General features: G+C 60.3%; 16 protein-coding genes. 1 reads left to right on the top strand and 15 read right to left on the bottom strand.

Annotated features, from left to right (window positions below; genetic code table 11):
• Positions 1 to 2: 2 nt before the first annotated feature.
• The 10 genes from Q0O19_RS06015 to Q0O19_RS05970 all read right to left on the bottom strand — a co-directional run bounded on the left by Q0O19_RS06015 (position 3) and on the right by Q0O19_RS05970 (position 8,632).
• On the bottom strand, positions 3 to 1,610 hold the full coding sequence (locus Q0O19_RS06015) for a carboxyl transferase domain-containing protein (RefSeq protein WP_295520959.1): 1,608 nt from the start codon (positions 1,608 to 1,610) through the stop codon (positions 3 to 5).
• A 22-nt stretch (positions 1,611 to 1,632) separates the two neighbouring features.
• A complete protein-coding gene (locus Q0O19_RS06010) occupies positions 1,633 to 2,286 on the bottom strand; it encodes an HAD family phosphatase (protein ID WP_295520957.1) in 654 nt (217 codons plus the stop codon).
• Positions 2,287 to 2,318: 32 nt separating this feature from the next.
• A complete protein-coding gene (locus Q0O19_RS06005) occupies positions 2,319 to 2,705 on the bottom strand; it encodes a YchJ family metal-binding protein (protein ID WP_295520955.1) in 387 nt (128 codons plus the stop codon).
• Positions 2,705 to 3,832 carry an acyl-CoA dehydrogenase family protein gene (locus tag Q0O19_RS06000; protein WP_295520954.1) on the bottom strand — a complete coding sequence of 376 codons (1,128 nt, stop codon included), beginning with the start codon at positions 3,830 to 3,832 and terminating at the stop codon, positions 2,705 to 2,707. The genes Q0O19_RS06005 and Q0O19_RS06000 overlap by 1 nt, the downstream gene beginning before the upstream one ends.
• Before the next feature lie 20 nt (positions 3,833 to 3,852).
• Positions 3,853 to 4,530 carry an SDR family oxidoreductase gene (locus tag Q0O19_RS05995; RefSeq protein ID WP_295520952.1) on the bottom strand — a complete coding sequence of 226 codons (678 nt, stop codon included), beginning with the start codon at positions 4,528 to 4,530 and terminating at the stop codon, positions 3,853 to 3,855.
• Entirely contained in the window at positions 4,531 to 5,718 is a 1,188-nt protein-coding gene (locus Q0O19_RS05990) for an acetyl-CoA C-acyltransferase (RefSeq protein ID WP_295520950.1), read from the bottom strand. It lies immediately after the preceding gene.
• Between the two features lie 43 nt (positions 5,719 to 5,761).
• Complete coding sequence (gene can, locus Q0O19_RS05985) at positions 5,762 to 6,430, bottom strand: carbonate dehydratase (RefSeq protein ID WP_295520948.1); 669 nt, start codon at positions 6,428 to 6,430, stop codon at positions 5,762 to 5,764.
• A gap of 29 nt (positions 6,431 to 6,459) precedes the next feature.
• On the bottom strand, positions 6,460 to 7,641 hold the full coding sequence (locus tag Q0O19_RS05980) for an isovaleryl-CoA dehydrogenase (protein WP_295520947.1): 1,182 nt from the start codon (positions 7,639 to 7,641) through the stop codon (positions 6,460 to 6,462).
• Positions 7,642 to 7,696: 55 nt separating this feature from the next.
• A complete protein-coding gene (locus tag Q0O19_RS05975; protein ID WP_295520945.1) occupies positions 7,697 to 8,131 on the bottom strand; it encodes a PaaI family thioesterase in 435 nt (144 codons plus the stop codon).
• Positions 8,132 to 8,227: 96 nt separating this feature from the next.
• A complete protein-coding gene (locus Q0O19_RS05970) occupies positions 8,228 to 8,632 on the bottom strand; it encodes a MerR family DNA-binding transcriptional regulator (RefSeq protein ID WP_295520944.1) in 405 nt (134 codons plus the stop codon).
• 129 nt (positions 8,633 to 8,761) lie between these two features.
• Here Q0O19_RS05970 and Q0O19_RS05965 point away from each other — a divergent pair, with 129 nt between their 5' ends.
• On the top strand, positions 8,762 to 9,877 hold the full coding sequence (locus Q0O19_RS05965) for an MBL fold metallo-hydrolase (RefSeq protein ID WP_295520942.1): 1,116 nt from the start codon (positions 8,762 to 8,764) through the stop codon (positions 9,875 to 9,877).
• Positions 9,878 to 9,898: 21 nt separating this feature from the next.
• Here the strand turns inward: Q0O19_RS05965 and Q0O19_RS05960 are convergent, their stop codons facing one another.
• The 5 genes from Q0O19_RS05960 to Q0O19_RS05940 form a co-directional block, all read right to left on the bottom strand.
• Positions 9,899 to 10,780, bottom strand: coding sequence for a SprT family zinc-dependent metalloprotease (locus Q0O19_RS05960; protein WP_295520940.1), 882 nt, complete (start codon positions 10,778 to 10,780; stop codon positions 9,899 to 9,901).
• A 12-nt stretch (positions 10,781 to 10,792) separates the two neighbouring features.
• Positions 10,793 to 11,548, bottom strand: coding sequence for a 1-acyl-sn-glycerol-3-phosphate acyltransferase (locus Q0O19_RS05955; protein WP_295520939.1), 756 nt, complete (start codon positions 11,546 to 11,548; stop codon positions 10,793 to 10,795).
• A 34-nt stretch (positions 11,549 to 11,582) separates the two neighbouring features.
• Positions 11,583 to 12,167, bottom strand: coding sequence for a D-glycero-beta-D-manno-heptose 1,7-bisphosphate 7-phosphatase (gene gmhB, locus Q0O19_RS05950; protein WP_295520937.1), 585 nt, complete (start codon positions 12,165 to 12,167; stop codon positions 11,583 to 11,585).
• A gap of 30 nt (positions 12,168 to 12,197) precedes the next feature.
• Positions 12,198 to 14,330, bottom strand: coding sequence for a glycine--tRNA ligase subunit beta (gene glyS / locus Q0O19_RS05945; protein WP_295520935.1), 2,133 nt, complete (start codon positions 14,328 to 14,330; stop codon positions 12,198 to 12,200).
• An 11-nt stretch (positions 14,331 to 14,341) separates the two neighbouring features.
• The coding region (locus tag Q0O19_RS05940) for a glycine--tRNA ligase subunit alpha (RefSeq protein WP_295520933.1) at positions 14,342 to 14,701 on the bottom strand (360 nt) is incomplete at its 5' end.

Here is a 14,701-nt window from a genome sequence, read left to right as displayed (position 1 = left end):
CATTACATGCGAAAAAGTCCAAATTTCGTCTCGGGGATGGGTGCATTCAGCGATGCACTCAATCCGAGCGCCAGCACGCGGCGGGTGTCGGCCGGGTCGATCACGCCGTCATCCCAAATGCGGGCGGTGGCGTAATAGGGGTGGCCTTGCACTTCGTACTGCTCCTTGATGGGGGCCTTGAATGCGGCCTCTTCGTCGGCACTCCACTGGCCGCCCTTGCCTTCGATGCCGTCACGCTTGACGGTGGCCAAGACGCTGGCGGCCTGCTCACCACCCATGACGGAGATGCGGGCGTTGGGCCACATCCACAAAAAGCGGGGGCTGTAAGCGCGGCCGCACATGCCGTAATTGCCCGCGCCAAAGCTGCCGCCAATGATGATGGTGAACTTCGGAACCGCTGCGGTGGCCACAGCCGTGACCATCTTGGCGCCGTTGCGGGCAATGCCTTCGTTTTCGTATTTGCGGCCCACCATGAAGCCGGTGATGTTCTGCAAAAACACCAGTGGAATTTTGCGTTGACAGCACAGCTCGATGAAATGGGCCCCCTTCAAGGCCGACTCGCTGAACAAAATGCCGTTGTTGGCGATGATGCCCACCGGCATGCCTTCGATGCGGGAAAAACCACAGATCAAGGTGGTGCCAAAACGTGACTTGAATTCATCGAACTCGGAGCCGTCGACGATTCGGGCAATGATCTCGCGCACATCAAAGGGCTTGCGCGTGTCGGTTGGGATGACGCCGTAAAGTTCTTTGGCGTCGTATTTGGGCGGCACTGGGGTGTGCGTGGCGATGTTGGGTGTCTTTAGGGCATTGAGGTTTTTGACAGCCTGACGCGCCAACGCCAAGGCGTGAACATCGTTTTGCGCCAAATGATCGGCGACACCCGACAGGCGCGTGTGCACATCGCCACCGCCCAGGTCTTCGGCACTGACGATCTCACCTGTAGCGGCTTTGACCAAAGGCGGGCCGCCCAAAAAAATGGTGCCCTGATTCTTGACAATGATGGTCTCGTCGCTCATGGCCGGCACATAAGCGCCACCCGCCGTGCAGCTGCCCATGACCACCGCGATTTGCGCGATGCCTTGCGCGCTCATGTTGGCCTGATTGAAGAAGATGCGGCCGAAATGGTCGCGATCCGGAAAGACCTCGTCCTGGTTGGGCAGGTTGGCCCCGCCAGAGTCAACCAAATAGATGCAAGGCAAGTGGTTTTGCTGAGCGATCTCTTGCGCGCGCAAATGCTTTTTGACAGTCATCGGGTAGTAGGTGCCCCCTTTGACCGTGGCATCGTTGCACACGATCATGCAGTCCACCCCGCTCACACGCCCAATGCCCACGATGACGCCAGAGCTGGGCGCGTCGTTGTTGTACATGTTGAGGGCCGCCAGCGGAGCAACTTCGAGAAAAGGCGTGCCGGGGTCGAGCAGCCTTTGCACGCGCTCGCGCGGCAGCAGCTTTCCTCTTGCCGTGTGTTTGGCGCGTGCAGCTTCGCCACCGCCTTGAGCCACGCGCTCAAGGTGGACGCGCAGATCATCGACCACGGCCTGCATGGCGGCGGCATTGGCTTGAAAGTCAGCTGAACGGGGGTTGAGTTGGGTGTGAAAAGTGGTCATGGACAGTTTTCCAAAGGGCGTCCTAAGGCTTGGGAAGCCGAAGTTCATGCATGTGCTTGAAGGTATGGCTGGCACCCGCTTCCAACAGCGTCTTTTGAGAGGTCAATTCGGGCGCATATGCCCACACAGTGGCGCCCGCGGCCACACCGGCCGTAATGCCCACCGTGGTGTCTTCAACCACCAAGCACCGTGCTGGGTCGATCTGCAAATGCGCAGCTGCAGCCAAATACACATCAGGGTGCGGCTTGCTGCGCGGCATTTCGTGACCGCTGAAAATGCGGCCTTCAAAAAACCGCATCAAGCCCACTTGCTTGAGCATCATCTCAACCTTGAAACGGTCAGCGCCCGAAGCCACGGCGATGCGGCCTTGGCAGTGGTCATGCAGATGCGCCACAGCCTCGTGAACGCCCTCGATGGCGGTGATGCTTTGTGTCAGACGTTCGTTGCGGCGGGCAAAAAACTGTTCCAGCCATTCGTCGGTCAGCGGCACGCCCGTTTGCGCTTCGATCATGCTGCGGTCGCTTTTAACGGTGTGGCCCACAAAGCGCTGCATGCACTCGGCCAGCGTCATGCGCCAGCCCAGCTCTTCGAGCATGTCACGCAGCACACCGCAGGTGATGGCTTCGCTGTCCACCAGCACGCCGTCGCAGTCAAACAAGATGGCTTCAAAGTTCATGGGGGAAATCATAAGTGCCTCATCACCGCCACTCACAGCATGTCGCCGTCCACATAAAACCAGCAGCCCTGTTCGCGCACAAAGCGGCTGCGCTCGTGCAGGCGGGTGGCCTTGCCGCCCAAGCGAAAGCGGGCGACAAACTCTACCTCCGCGCTGTCTTCGTCCCTCAAGTGGTGTTGCTTGATTTGTAGACCCAGCCACTTGGCCCCGGCTTCGAGCATCAGCTCAGCAGGTCGCTGGCTGGTGTGCCAAGTGGCCAGCAAATAAAGCACATCACCCAGAACAAAGGCGCTGTAGCGCGAGCGCATGAGGCTTTCTGGATCGGGGGCAGCCTGTCCTGCATGGTAGGGACCACAGCAAGCGTCCATGTTCAGCGCTTGGCCTTTGGCGGTGGTTCGGCCGCAGGGGCATACCGGCATTACAGGGCCCGCTGGATGATGATCTTTTGCACGTCGCTCGTGCCTTCATAGATCTGGCACACACGCACATCGCGGTAGATGCGCTCGACCGGGAAGTCGCTCAAGTAGCCGTAGCCGCCCAGGGTCTGGATGGCGGCGGAGCAGACCATTTCGGCCGCTTCGCTGGCGAACAGTTTGGCCATGGCGGCTTCTTTGAGGCACGGACGGCCGGCATCGCGCAAGCTGGCCGCATGCCAAATGAGCTGGCGCGCGGCCTCGAGTTGCGTGGCGCAGTCGGCCAAGCGAAAACCCACGGCTTGGTGGTTGAAGATGGGCGTGCCAAAACTTTCTCGCTGCTTGGCGTAGTCGATGGCCACATCCAATGCGCTGCGGGCCATGCCCAAACTTTGTGCAGCAATGCCGATGCGCCCACCTTCGAGCGATGACAGGGCAATCTTGTAGCCCTCGCCTTCTTGGCCGATCAGGTTTTCGGCGGGGATGCGGCAGTTGTCGAAATTGATCTGCGCGGTGTCGCTGCTGTGCTGGCCGAGCTTGTCTTCCAGGCGTGCCACGTTGTAGCCGGGGGTTCGGGTGGGCACGATGAAGGCGCTCAGGCCTTTTTTGCCCGCACCCTTGTCGGTCACCGCGATCACAATGGCCACGTCGCCGTTTTTCCCGCTGGTGATGAACTGCTTGACGCCATGGATGACGTAGGCGTCGCCTTCTTTCACAGCGGTGGTGCGCAGGGCCGAAGCGTCCGAACCCACATGCGGCTCGGTCAGGCAAAACGCGCCCAACATCTGGCCCTGTGCCAGGGGCGTGAGCCACTGCGCTTTTTGCGCGGCATTGCCGTACATCATCAAAATGGCGTTCACCGGGCAGTTGGTCACGCTGATCACGGTGCTGGTGCCACCGTCACCGGCCGCGATCTCTTCGAGCACCAGCGCCATGGTCACATAGTTCAGCCCCGCGCCGCCCAGCTCTTCGGGCACACAAATGCCATACGCACCCAACTCAGCCAGGCCTTTGTGCACGTCTTTCGGGAAGTGATGCTTTTTATCCCACTCGGCGGCATGGGGCCAGAGTTCGCGTTGTGCAAAGTCGCGCACGGCATCTCGGATCATTTCCTGGTCGGGGGTCAACAACATGGGTTTCTTTCTTTAGCGGTTCACCAGGGCAGGGTCTGGCCGTCGTGGTTCAAAAATGCGCCACGGTGTATCGGGTCACGTTGTTCAAGGATGCGGTTCAAGGTTTGGCGCAGGCTGCCCGCGCTTTGCTCGGGCGTGAGAGGCGCTTGTTCTCCGCCCATCTCGGTCTGCACCCATCCGGGATGGATGGCCAGCACGGTGATGTTCGGCTGCTCGGCCTGGGTGCAGCGCACCACCATGTTGAGCGCCGCCTTGCTCACCCGGTAAAGCACCGCATTGCCGCTGGAGGTCTCTTGCAGACTGCCCATGATGGAGCTGATGCAGGCGATGACGCCGTGCGCCTCTCTCACCATGGGCACGATTTGGGGGATGGCCTGCATCGCGCCCATCACGTTGGTGTGCATCACGGCATCAAAGCTGTCGCGGGTGGGCGGGGTGCTGGCACTGTTGCGGTCCATCGCGCCCGCCACGTAGATGGCCAAGTCGATTTTTTCACCTTCAAGTTGGCACGACAGTCCTGAATTGCTGGCCGGGTTGGCCACATCCAGGGGCAGAGTTTGCACACCCAAAGACTTGAGCCGATCAACACCTTCCGCAGAACGGGCGGTGGCGATCACGCGCCAGCCATCTGCGACGTATTGGCGCGCCAGTTCAAAGCCGATGCCGCGGGATGCGCCGATGAGAAGAACTGTGGCCATTCATTCCACCAGTTCCAGCGCCACAGCCGTGCCTTCGCCGCCGCCGATGCACAGCGTCGCCAGCCCTTTTTTGAGGCCACGGGCTTGCAGCGCGTGGATCAGCGTGACCATGATGCGCGCACCCGAAGCCCCGATGGGGTGGCCCAGGGCACACGCGCCACCGTTGACGTTGACCTTGTCATGCGACACACCCAGCTCTTTCATGAGCGCCATGGGGACAACGGCAAAGGCTTCGTTGACTTCCCACAGGTCCACGTCTTCCACCTGCCAACCTGCTTTGGCCAAGGCTTTTTGGGTCGCGCCGACGGGGGCGGTGGCAAACCACTCGGGCTCTTGCGCGTGTGTGGCGTGGCTCACGATGCGGGCCAGGGGCTGACAGCCGAGCTTGGCGGCGGTGCTTTCGCGCATCAGCACCATGGCGGCTGCGCCATCGTTGATGGAAGAGCTGGCCGCAGCGGTGATGGTGCCGCCGACTTTCTTGAACGCAGGCTTGAGCGTGGGGATCTTGTCGATTTTGATCTTGCCGGGGCCTTCGTCGATGGAGACCACGACTTCGCCAGTCCGGGTCTTGACCGTCACAGGCGCGATTTCCTTGGCAAAGCTGCCGTTTTGGATGGCGTCTTGCGCACGCTGGACACTGGCCATGGCGAAGGCATCCTGCTGCTCGCGGGTGAAGTTGTATTTGGCCGCGCAGTCTTCGCCAAAGGTGCCCATGCTGCGACCGGCTTCGTAAGCGTCTTCCAAGCCATCGAGCATCATGTGGTCAAAGATGCGGTCGTGTCCCATGCGGTAGCCGCCACGGCCTTTGAGCATGAGGTAGGGTGCGTTGGTCATGCTTTCCATGCCACCTGCCACCAGCACATCGTGCGAGCCAGCCAAAAGCATGTCGTGCGCGAACATCGCTGCACGCATGCCCGAGCCGCACATTTTGGACAAGGTGACCGCGCCCGCGCTCTTGGGCAAGCCACCCTTGAAGCCCGCCTGGCGCGCTGGGGCCTGACCCTGGCCTGCCATCAGGCAGTTGCCGAACAGCACTTCGGTGACCAGATCAGGGCTGATGCCTGCCCGCTCGACTGCGGCCTTGATCGCGACGCCGCCCAGATCGTGGGCCGCCAGGGTTGAAAAGTCGCCCTGGAAGCTGCCCATGGGCGTGCGTGCAGCGCTGACGATGACGATGGGGTCGGACATGGTTTTCTCCAATGGAATGAAATTAACCCGCCAACCCCAAGGGTCAGGCGGCTGGCAGCACGCCCCCACGGGGGTAGCGCTTGAATGCGTTGCGGAACACGTCGACCACCTCATGGGCGCCGCTCATGGTCACGCCCAGGTCTTTGACCAACCCGTCGTCCAGGCCATAGATCCAGCCATGCACGGTGACTTTTTGGCCACGGCTCCAGGCATCTTGCATAACATTGGAGAGGGCGACGTTGCCGACCTGCTCGATCACATTCATCTCGCACATGACCGACTCGAGTTCGGCCTGCGGCAAATGGTTCAGACGTTGGCGGTGTCGCAGGCGCACGTCTTGCACATGGCGCAACCAGTTGTCGGCCAAGCCCACGCGCAAGCCACGGGTAGCAGCCAGCACACCGCCGCAGCCGTAGTGGCCCACGACCATGATGTGCTCGACCTTGAGGGCATCGACCGCGTACTGGATGACCGACAGGGCGTTCAGGTCGGAGTGCACCACCACATTGGCCACGTTGCGGTGCACAAACACCTCGCCGGGGTCCAAGCCTGTGATCTGGTTGGCCGGCACGCGGCTGTCGGAACAGCCAATCCACAGGTACTTGGGGGTTTGCTGGTTGGCCAGTCGCGAAAAATACGCCGGGTCCTGACGGACCATGCTCTGCGCCCAAGCGCGGTTGTTGTCAAAAAGGTGCTGAAGGGATGTGCTCATGCGTGGATTGTCGCAGTGCAACAAAGTCCTTAAGCGGTTTCGGAGAACAATTCGCGGCCGATCAGCATCCGGCGAATCTCCGAGGTGCCCGCACCAATTTCATAAAGTTTGGCGTCACGCCACAAACGGCCCAAAGGGTATTCGTTGATGTAGCCGTTGCCACCGAAAATCTGCACACCCTCGCCCGCCATCCAGGTGGCTTTTTCGGCCGTCCAAAGGATGACACTGGCGCAGTCCTTGCGCACCTGGCGCACATGTTCGGCACCCAGCAGGTCAAGATTTTTGGCCACGGTGTAAGCAAACGAACGGCCCGCCTGCAGCACGGTGTACATGTCGGCCACTTTGCCCTGAATCAGCTGGAATTCACCGATGCTCTGGCCAAACTGTTTGCGGTCGTGGATATAAGGGATCACGTTGTCCATGACCGCCTGCATGATGCCCAACGGACCGCCCGTCAGAACGGCGCGCTCGTAGTCCAGGCCGCTCATCAGCACCTTGGCACCATTGTTCAGGCCACCCAAAATATTAGACTCGGGCACCTCCACGTTGTTGAACACCAGCTCGCCGGTGTGGCTGCCACGCATGCCCAGTTTGTCGAGCTTTTGCGCGATACTGAAACCCTTCATGCCCTTTTCGATCAAAAAGGCTGTCACGCCGCGCGCACCCAGTTCGGGTTCGCTTTTGGCATAAACCACCAGCGTGTCGGCATCCGGGCCATTCGTGATCCACATCTTGGAGCCATTGAGCAGGAAGTAACCGCCCTGGTCTTCAGCCTTGAGCTTCATGCTCAACACGTCCGAGCCTGCGCCGGGCTCGGACATGGCCAATGCGCCGACGTGTTCGCCACTGATGAGCTTGGGCAGGTATTTGGCGCGCTGCTCGGACGTGCCATTGCGCTTGATCTGGTTGACACACAAGTTGGAGTGCGCACCGTAACTCAAGCCCACGCTGGCCGATGCGCGGGAAATCTCTTCCATGGCGATCATGTGGGCCAAATAGCCCATGTTCGCGCCGCCATACTCTTCGCCCACGGTGATGCCCAACACGCCCAATTCGCCCATCTTGCGCCACAGGTCCATGGGAAATTGGTCATCGCGATCGATATCGGCCGCACGGGGAGCAATCTCAGCTTGTGCAAAGTCGCGCACCGCATCGCGCAATGCGTCGATCTCTTCGCCGAGTTGGAAGTTAAGGCCTGGCAAATTGTTCATGAGGGTCTCTGTTCATGTTGGGGGCGCAGGTGAGGCGTTGTCGCCCACCCGTCTGTCAATATGTTTTAGGCACCGGCATCAGCGTTTGCTGCATCACTGCGCAGGGCGTGCTTTTGCCATGGCCGTCGATGTGCGCCACTTCGGCCGAGGTGATGATCACGCGGCGACCGGCTTTGATCACCTGGCCCGTGGCGCGGAGTTCACCGCCTTGCAAACTGTTCAAAAAATTGATTTTGTACTCCACGGTGACCACTTCCATACCCTCGGGGGCCACGGTCAGGGCGGCATACCCCCCCGCGATGTCGGCCAGTGCACCAATGGCTCCACCGTGAAAACCGCCTTGCTGCTGGGTGGCCTTGTCGCTGTAGGGCAAGGCCAAGATGACCTGCCCTTCTGAGGCGGTCAACAAACGCACACCCAAGTGGTTCATCATGCCTTGTCGGGCCATGCTGAGAGCAACACGCTCATGCGGAGTTTGGGCAGGGGTCACATCTTGTCCTGTTCGGTTCAGGCCCAGACTGTAATTGACGTTTACGTCAACGTCAATCAAAACTGTGGCGGTGGATGATTGGATGGCTGCGTCCGATCACACGACGGGGACGGTTTTGGAGGCCTTGGTCAACAAGCTTCGGGTTTCCTTTTCGTGGGCTTTGACTTCATCCAGAGTGGCCTCCAGGTCGGCCAATTGGGATTCGAGCTGCTGTCGATGCTCAGCCAGCACCACCAAGAACTTTTTGAGTTGCGGCACGGTGTCACGAGGACTGTCGTACATGTCGATCAGTCCCTTAGCTTCATTGAGCGACAAGCCAAGTCGCTTGGCGCGCAAGGTGAGTTTCAAACGGGTCCGATCACGCGCCGAGTACACGCGGTTGCGGCCGCCTGGGCCCGAACGTTCGGGCTCGAGCAAGCCCATGTCTTCGTAAAAACGGATGGCTCGGGTCGTCAGGTCAAATTCCTGGGCCAAATCACTGATCGTGTACATGTTCGCCATGGCGTGGAGTCCTCAACAGCTTGCGCAAGGGAGACAGCCTGGCGATGAGGCGGCCCCTAAAATTCGATGACATGCTTGACGTTAACGTTAACGTCAATCTTTCGAATGCTACCCCAATCCACACGCCGCATGACCATTTTGACCAACGCCCCGGCCACTCCCGGTGTGGACTCCCCGCGCCCTGTGCTGAACTACCCTTTGGGCGAGCAACTGCCTGCCTTGGGCTCGGCCACAGAAGTCGCACCCGGCATTTTTTGGTTGCGCATGGGCCTGCCCTTTGCGCTGAACCACATCAACCTGTGGTTGCTGCGCGACCGCATGCCTTGCCCCATTCAAGCCGACTCAGAACAAGAAGGCTGGACGGTGGTGGACTGCGGCATCGACAACTCCGCCACCCGCGAGGCTTGGTTGCAAGTCGAAGAAAAAATGCTGCAAGGCTTGCCGATCTTGCGCGTGCTGGCCACCCACATGCACCCGGATCACATGGGCTTGGCGCATTGGCTGTGTGAACGCTGGCGTGCCCCACTTTGGATGAGTACCAGCGAGTACCAATCGGCCTTGATGGCGTCCAGTGGACAGTCTAATTTTGGCGGTTCTTCCACAGTGGCTTTTTTCAAAGCGCATGGTTGGCACCAACCCGACGAACTGGCCCAGGTGGAGGCGCGGGTGGGATACTACCCGAGCATGGTGCCGAAGGTCCCCAGCGCTTATGTGCGTTTGATGGCGGGGATGGAGGTGCGCATTGGCGATCGAGTCTGGCAGTGCACCAGCGGTTATGGCCACTCGCCCGAACACATGGCTTTGCTTGATGCGAAGCAACAACTGTTGATCAGCGGCGACATGCTGCTGCCGTCGATTTCCACCAACGTCAGCGTCTATGCCATGGAGCCCGATGGCAACCCGCTGAAGTGGTTCCTCGACTCGCTGGAGAAGATGGCCCAACTGCCCGACTCCACTTTGGTGTTGCCCTCGCACGGGCGGCCGTTTCAGGGCGCTGCCACGCGCATAGCGCAACTCCAAATGCACCACGCCGAACGCTTGTCCGAGTTGCTTCAGGCCTGCCAAACGCAGGCGTGCTGCGCTCACGAGCTCTTGCCCGTGCTGTTCAAACGCCCGCTCGATGTGCACCAGACCACATTTGCCCTGGGCGAAGCCGTGGCGCACCTGAACCTGTTGTGGCTGTCCGGTCAGATGCGCCGCGAGCGAGGGACCGATGGTGTTGTTCGATTCAGCACCCTCTCGTAGGGTCAGGCCTTCACAACCACCTCAGTTTTCTTTCAAATCGACCGGTGTTTGGCGCAAAGCTTTGCGGCGTTGTGCGTAATCGGGCAGGACCTCACCAACGGTTTCCCAAAAGCGGGGGCTGTGGTTCATTTCGCGCAAATGCGCCAACTCGTGCACCACCACATAATCAATCTGACTGATGGGCAGATGGACCAGTCGCCAATTCAGACGGATGTGCCCATCATGGCGCGCACTGCCCCAGCGTGTGCTGGCGCTGGACAGGCTCAACTTTTGCCAGCTTACGCCCAGCAGCGGCGCAAAGTGGTGCAGACGCTCTTCAAACAAGGCTTTGGCCTGCTTTTTGAGCCACACCTGTGCAGCGTCGCGCACCTGCGTCACCGAGGCCCCTGGCGGCACAGTCACAGGCAGGATGTGGTCCAACGGCAGGTCCTGCCCATGCACACGCCCCACACCGCGCTCCAGCACGCACAGCTGAACCGTTCGTCCTAGAAATGGAATTTCGGCCCCGTGACGCCACTCGATGGCATTTTGAAATTGCTCGGTTTGCCGTTCTTTGAACTGCTGCAGCTTGGCCACAATCCAAACGCCTTTTTCCTGCACCGCAGCGTCCACCTCGCGCAAGGTGACCCAATTGGGCGCACGCACCACCAAGCCATCGGCACCGACCATAAAACCAATGCTCTTGCGGCGCGAACGCTCAAAACGAAATGACACCGTGGCACCTTGCAGTTGCGCATGGCGATTGGCGGCGGGATGGGTGAAACCTGAGGCCGTGGGCCTCAATACCTCCGTACCCCATGAAGGCGCATTCTCGGGCGGGGCGCTCAAAGGGATGAACTGGGCCGGCTTGACCGAATCACCACCTGTGAAAAAGTCCAGCACAAACTGCAAAGGCGCGCGCATGGTTGTCCCCGTTTAGGCTCGGTGGCCAGCGCCTGGGGGGTAAGCCTCGGGATCGAGTCGGTGCATTTCCGATTCGATCCAGGTCTCCACCTCCAACATGAGCTCATCGGCGCTGCGGCCCTCACTGGGGATGGCCCGGCCTATGGAGATGTCCACCACGCCCGGTGTTTTGATGAACGCCTTGGTCGGCCAGCAACGTGCTGAGGTCACCGCGATCGGGATCACAGGCACCCCAGCCGCAATGGCCAAACGTGCACCGCCGCTTTTGTACTCGCCTTTTTGGCCACGCGGAATACGCGTGCCCTCTGGGAACATGATGACCCAGACGCCCTCTTGCATGAGCCGACGGCCTTGTTGCACCACCTTGGCAAACGCACGCGAACGTTGTTGGCGGTCAATGTGGATCATGTCGAGCCGACCCATGGCCCATCCAAAAAAGGGCACACTGAGCAACTCTTTTTTGAACACATAAGCCAATGGGTGCGGCATGATCGCGGGCATCACAAAAGTCTCCCAGGTCGACTGGTGCTTGACCAGCAAAACCGCCGGGTCTTTGCTCCCTTGGGGCAAATTGTCCATGCCCTGAATGCGGTTCTCGATGCCCAAAATCCACGTGCCGCTGTTCACCGCCAGGCGCAGCCATCCGGCACAAATCCAGTACACACGTGTACTGCTGACAAAGTAGGAGATCACCACCACGAACAGCGCCCAAGGCACCACGGTGATGACCATCCAGAGCACATGGGTCAGTGAGCGAAGAAAATTCATGCAGCGTGTAGCCTGAGTGGTGGTTGATCGGCTTTTACCGGGAATGCGGCTCAACGGTGATGGGGTCCGCCAGAAGGTGATCGACAAAAGCCACCAAATCTGCATGGACCCAAGTGTGCGAGGGAAACTCAGGTGGCAAACGGGCAGAATCGATCATCGCATGTCGCCCCGACAGCACCAAATGGGGCACACATCCTGCCGCCTGAGCCGCCAGCATGTCCCGCAAGCTGTCGCCGACATAGGGCACGCCGCTCAAACTGTGGCCATAGCGTTCCGCGATTTGATGCAACAAGCCTGGCGCAGGTTTGCGGCAACTGCAAGCCTCCTCGGCCGTGTGGGGGCAGTAAAAAATCGCATCGATACGGCCCCCAAAAGCACCCAAGGTCTTGAGCATGTGCGCGTGGACCGCGTTGAGTGCAGCCATGTCAAACAAGCCCCGACCGAGGCCCGACTGGTTGGTGGCCAGCACCACATGAAAACCAGCATGGTTCAGGCGGCTGATCGCCTCGAGCGCACCAGGCAAAGGGTGCCACTCTTCCGGGGATTTGACGAACTCGTCACTGGCCCGGTTGATCGTTCCGTCCCGATCCAAGATGACAAGTTTCAGGTGGGCGTGCATAGAGAGATGGGGTCCGTGGCGTGGCTTGGATCAGGTGGCCAGGCGCGACAAGTCGGCCACGCGGTTCATGGCCACATGCAGGCTCTTGAGCAGGCCTTGGCGGTTCAGGCGAAGGTCCATTTCTTCGGCATTGACCATCACGTCGTCAAAAAAGGCGTCCACCGGAGCACGCAGCGCGGCCAAGGTTTGCAAGCTGGCCGTGTAGTCGCCCGCCTTGAATTGCGCTTCGGATTCCGGCAGCAGCTTTTGCATGACGGCGTAGAGGTTTTTCTCGGCGTCTTCTTGCAGCAAAGCGGGGTTGACATGGGCGTCCACCTCACCGGCTTTCTTCAAGATGTTGCCGATGCGCTTGTTGGCAGCGGCCAGCGCCGGGCTCTCAGGCAATGCCGCAAAGGCGCGCACAGCCGAGAGGAACTGGCCGACCTGGCCCAGTCGTGCCGGGCGCAAGGCCATGACGGCGTCGACTTCTTGGGCGCTGAAACCTTGTTCACGCAGGCTGCCTGCCAATCGGTCGTCAACGAAGTCGATCAAGGCTTGTGGGCCGCCCGTGATCTTGTCGCCGAATACAGGCGTAGACAGCGCCATCAATTCGGGCAAGCCCAAGGCCAGGTCTTTCTCAACCAACATTCGGATGACACCCAAAGCGTGACGGCGCAACGCGAACGGGTCTTTGTCGCCCGTGGGCACATTGCCAATGCCGAACATGCCAACCAGGGTTTCGAGCTTGTCAGCCAAGGCGACGGCCAGGCCCACCCTGTTGCGTGGTAATTCGTCGCCCGCAAAGCGGGGTTTGTAGTGGTCTTCAATCGCCTCGGCCACTTCGGTGCTCAAGCCATCGTGGCGGGCGTAATAGCCGCCCATGATGCCCTGCAGCTCGGGGAACTCGCCCACCATGTCGGTCAGCAAATCGGTCTTGGCCAAGCGGGCGGCCTGCTCGGCTTGCGCGGCCAAGGCGTCGCCGCCCAGTTGCTGGCCTACCGCCTTGGCGATGGCACAAACGCGCGCCATGCGCTCGCCTTGGGTGCCCAGTTTGTTGTGGTAGACCACCTTGGACAGGCCATCCACACGCGAATCGAGGGTCTTTTTCCGGTCTTGGTCAAAGAAAAACTTGGCATCAGCCAGGCGCGGGCGCACCACGCGCTCGTTGCCGCCGATGACCAACGAAGCGTCATCGGGGGTGATGTTGCTCACCACCAAAAACCGGTTCGTCAGCTTGCCCGATGCATCGATCAAGGGGAAGTATTTCTGGTTGGCCTTCATCGTGAGGATCAGGCACTCCTGCGGCACGTCCAGAAATTCGGTCTCAAACTGGCAGGTCAGCACATTGGGCCGCTCCACCAGGGCCGTGACTTCGTCGAGCAGGGCGTCGTCTTCAATGGGGCGGGCACCGTTGCCCACCTTGGCAGCAGCCGCTTGCAACTGGCGCACGATTTCGGCGCGGCGCTCGGCAAAGCTGGCGATGACCGAGCCATCAAGCTTCAAAGTTTGGGCGTAATGGTCCGCGTGCTGCAACAACACGGGCGAGACTTTGGCTTCAAAGCGGTGGCCTTGTGTGCTGTTGCCCGCCGTCAGGCCCAGCGCCTTGACCGGCACCACAGCGCTGCCATGCAAAGCGATCAGGCTGTGCGCGGGGCGGACAAAGTTCACGCTGCTCCAGCCCGGCAACTCGCAATCGGTTTCCAGCTGGTACTGCATGACTTTGGGAATGGGCAGCTTGGCCAGCGCCTCATCGAGTGCTTTTTGCAGACCCGATTGGAGCGATGCACCTTGGACCACGCTGTCGTAAAAAAGGGCTTCTGCTTTCCCGTCAGGTGCACGCTTGAGTGCGGCCACGGCAGCGGCCGAGTCGCTCAAATCCACACCTAAGGCTTGCAGTTTTTTCAGCAGTGCGGGCGTAGCGTGGCCAGCTGCGTCCAGGCCCACGGCCACGGGCATGAGCTTTTGTTGCACCGCTTTGTCAGCGGCCTGCGCCAGCACGCCCGTCACATGGGTTGCCAAGCGGCGGGGTGAAGCGAAAGCGGTCACCATAGAGTCGGCCGCTGCCAGCCCTTGCGCTTTGAGCTGCTCGGCCAGCACGCCCGAAAACGCCACACCCAACTTGTTGAGCGCCTTGGGCGGCAGCTCTTCCACAAACAGTTCTACCAGCAGGTTTTGTGTCGTCATGTCGTTCTCCCTCACGCGGCTTTCTTGGGCATTTGAGCAACCCATTCACGCGGGGCCATCGGGAAGTCCAGACGTTCGCGGCTCTCGTAATAACTCTGCGCCACGCTGCGGGCCAGATTGCGGATGCGGCCGATGTAGGCGGCGCGCTCGGTCACGCTGATCGCGCCGCGCGCGTCCAGCAAGTTGAAGGTGTGCGCGGCTTTGAGCACCTGCTCATAAGCAGGCAGCGCCAGCTGCGCGCCCATGAGGTGCTGAGCTTGCTTTTCGTGCGCACCAAAGGCGGTGAACAAGAACTCGGCGTCGCTGTGCTCGAAGTTGTAAGTCGACTGCTCGACTTCGTTTTGCTTGTACACATCGCCATAGGTCAAACC

This window comes from Limnohabitans sp. Rim8 (assembly GCF_945869175.1).
Taxonomy (GTDB): domain Bacteria; phylum Pseudomonadota; class Gammaproteobacteria; order Burkholderiales; family Burkholderiaceae_C; genus Limnohabitans_A.
The sequence above is the reverse complement of the archived record's forward strand: the minus strand, read 5'-3'. Positions and strand labels throughout refer to the sequence as shown.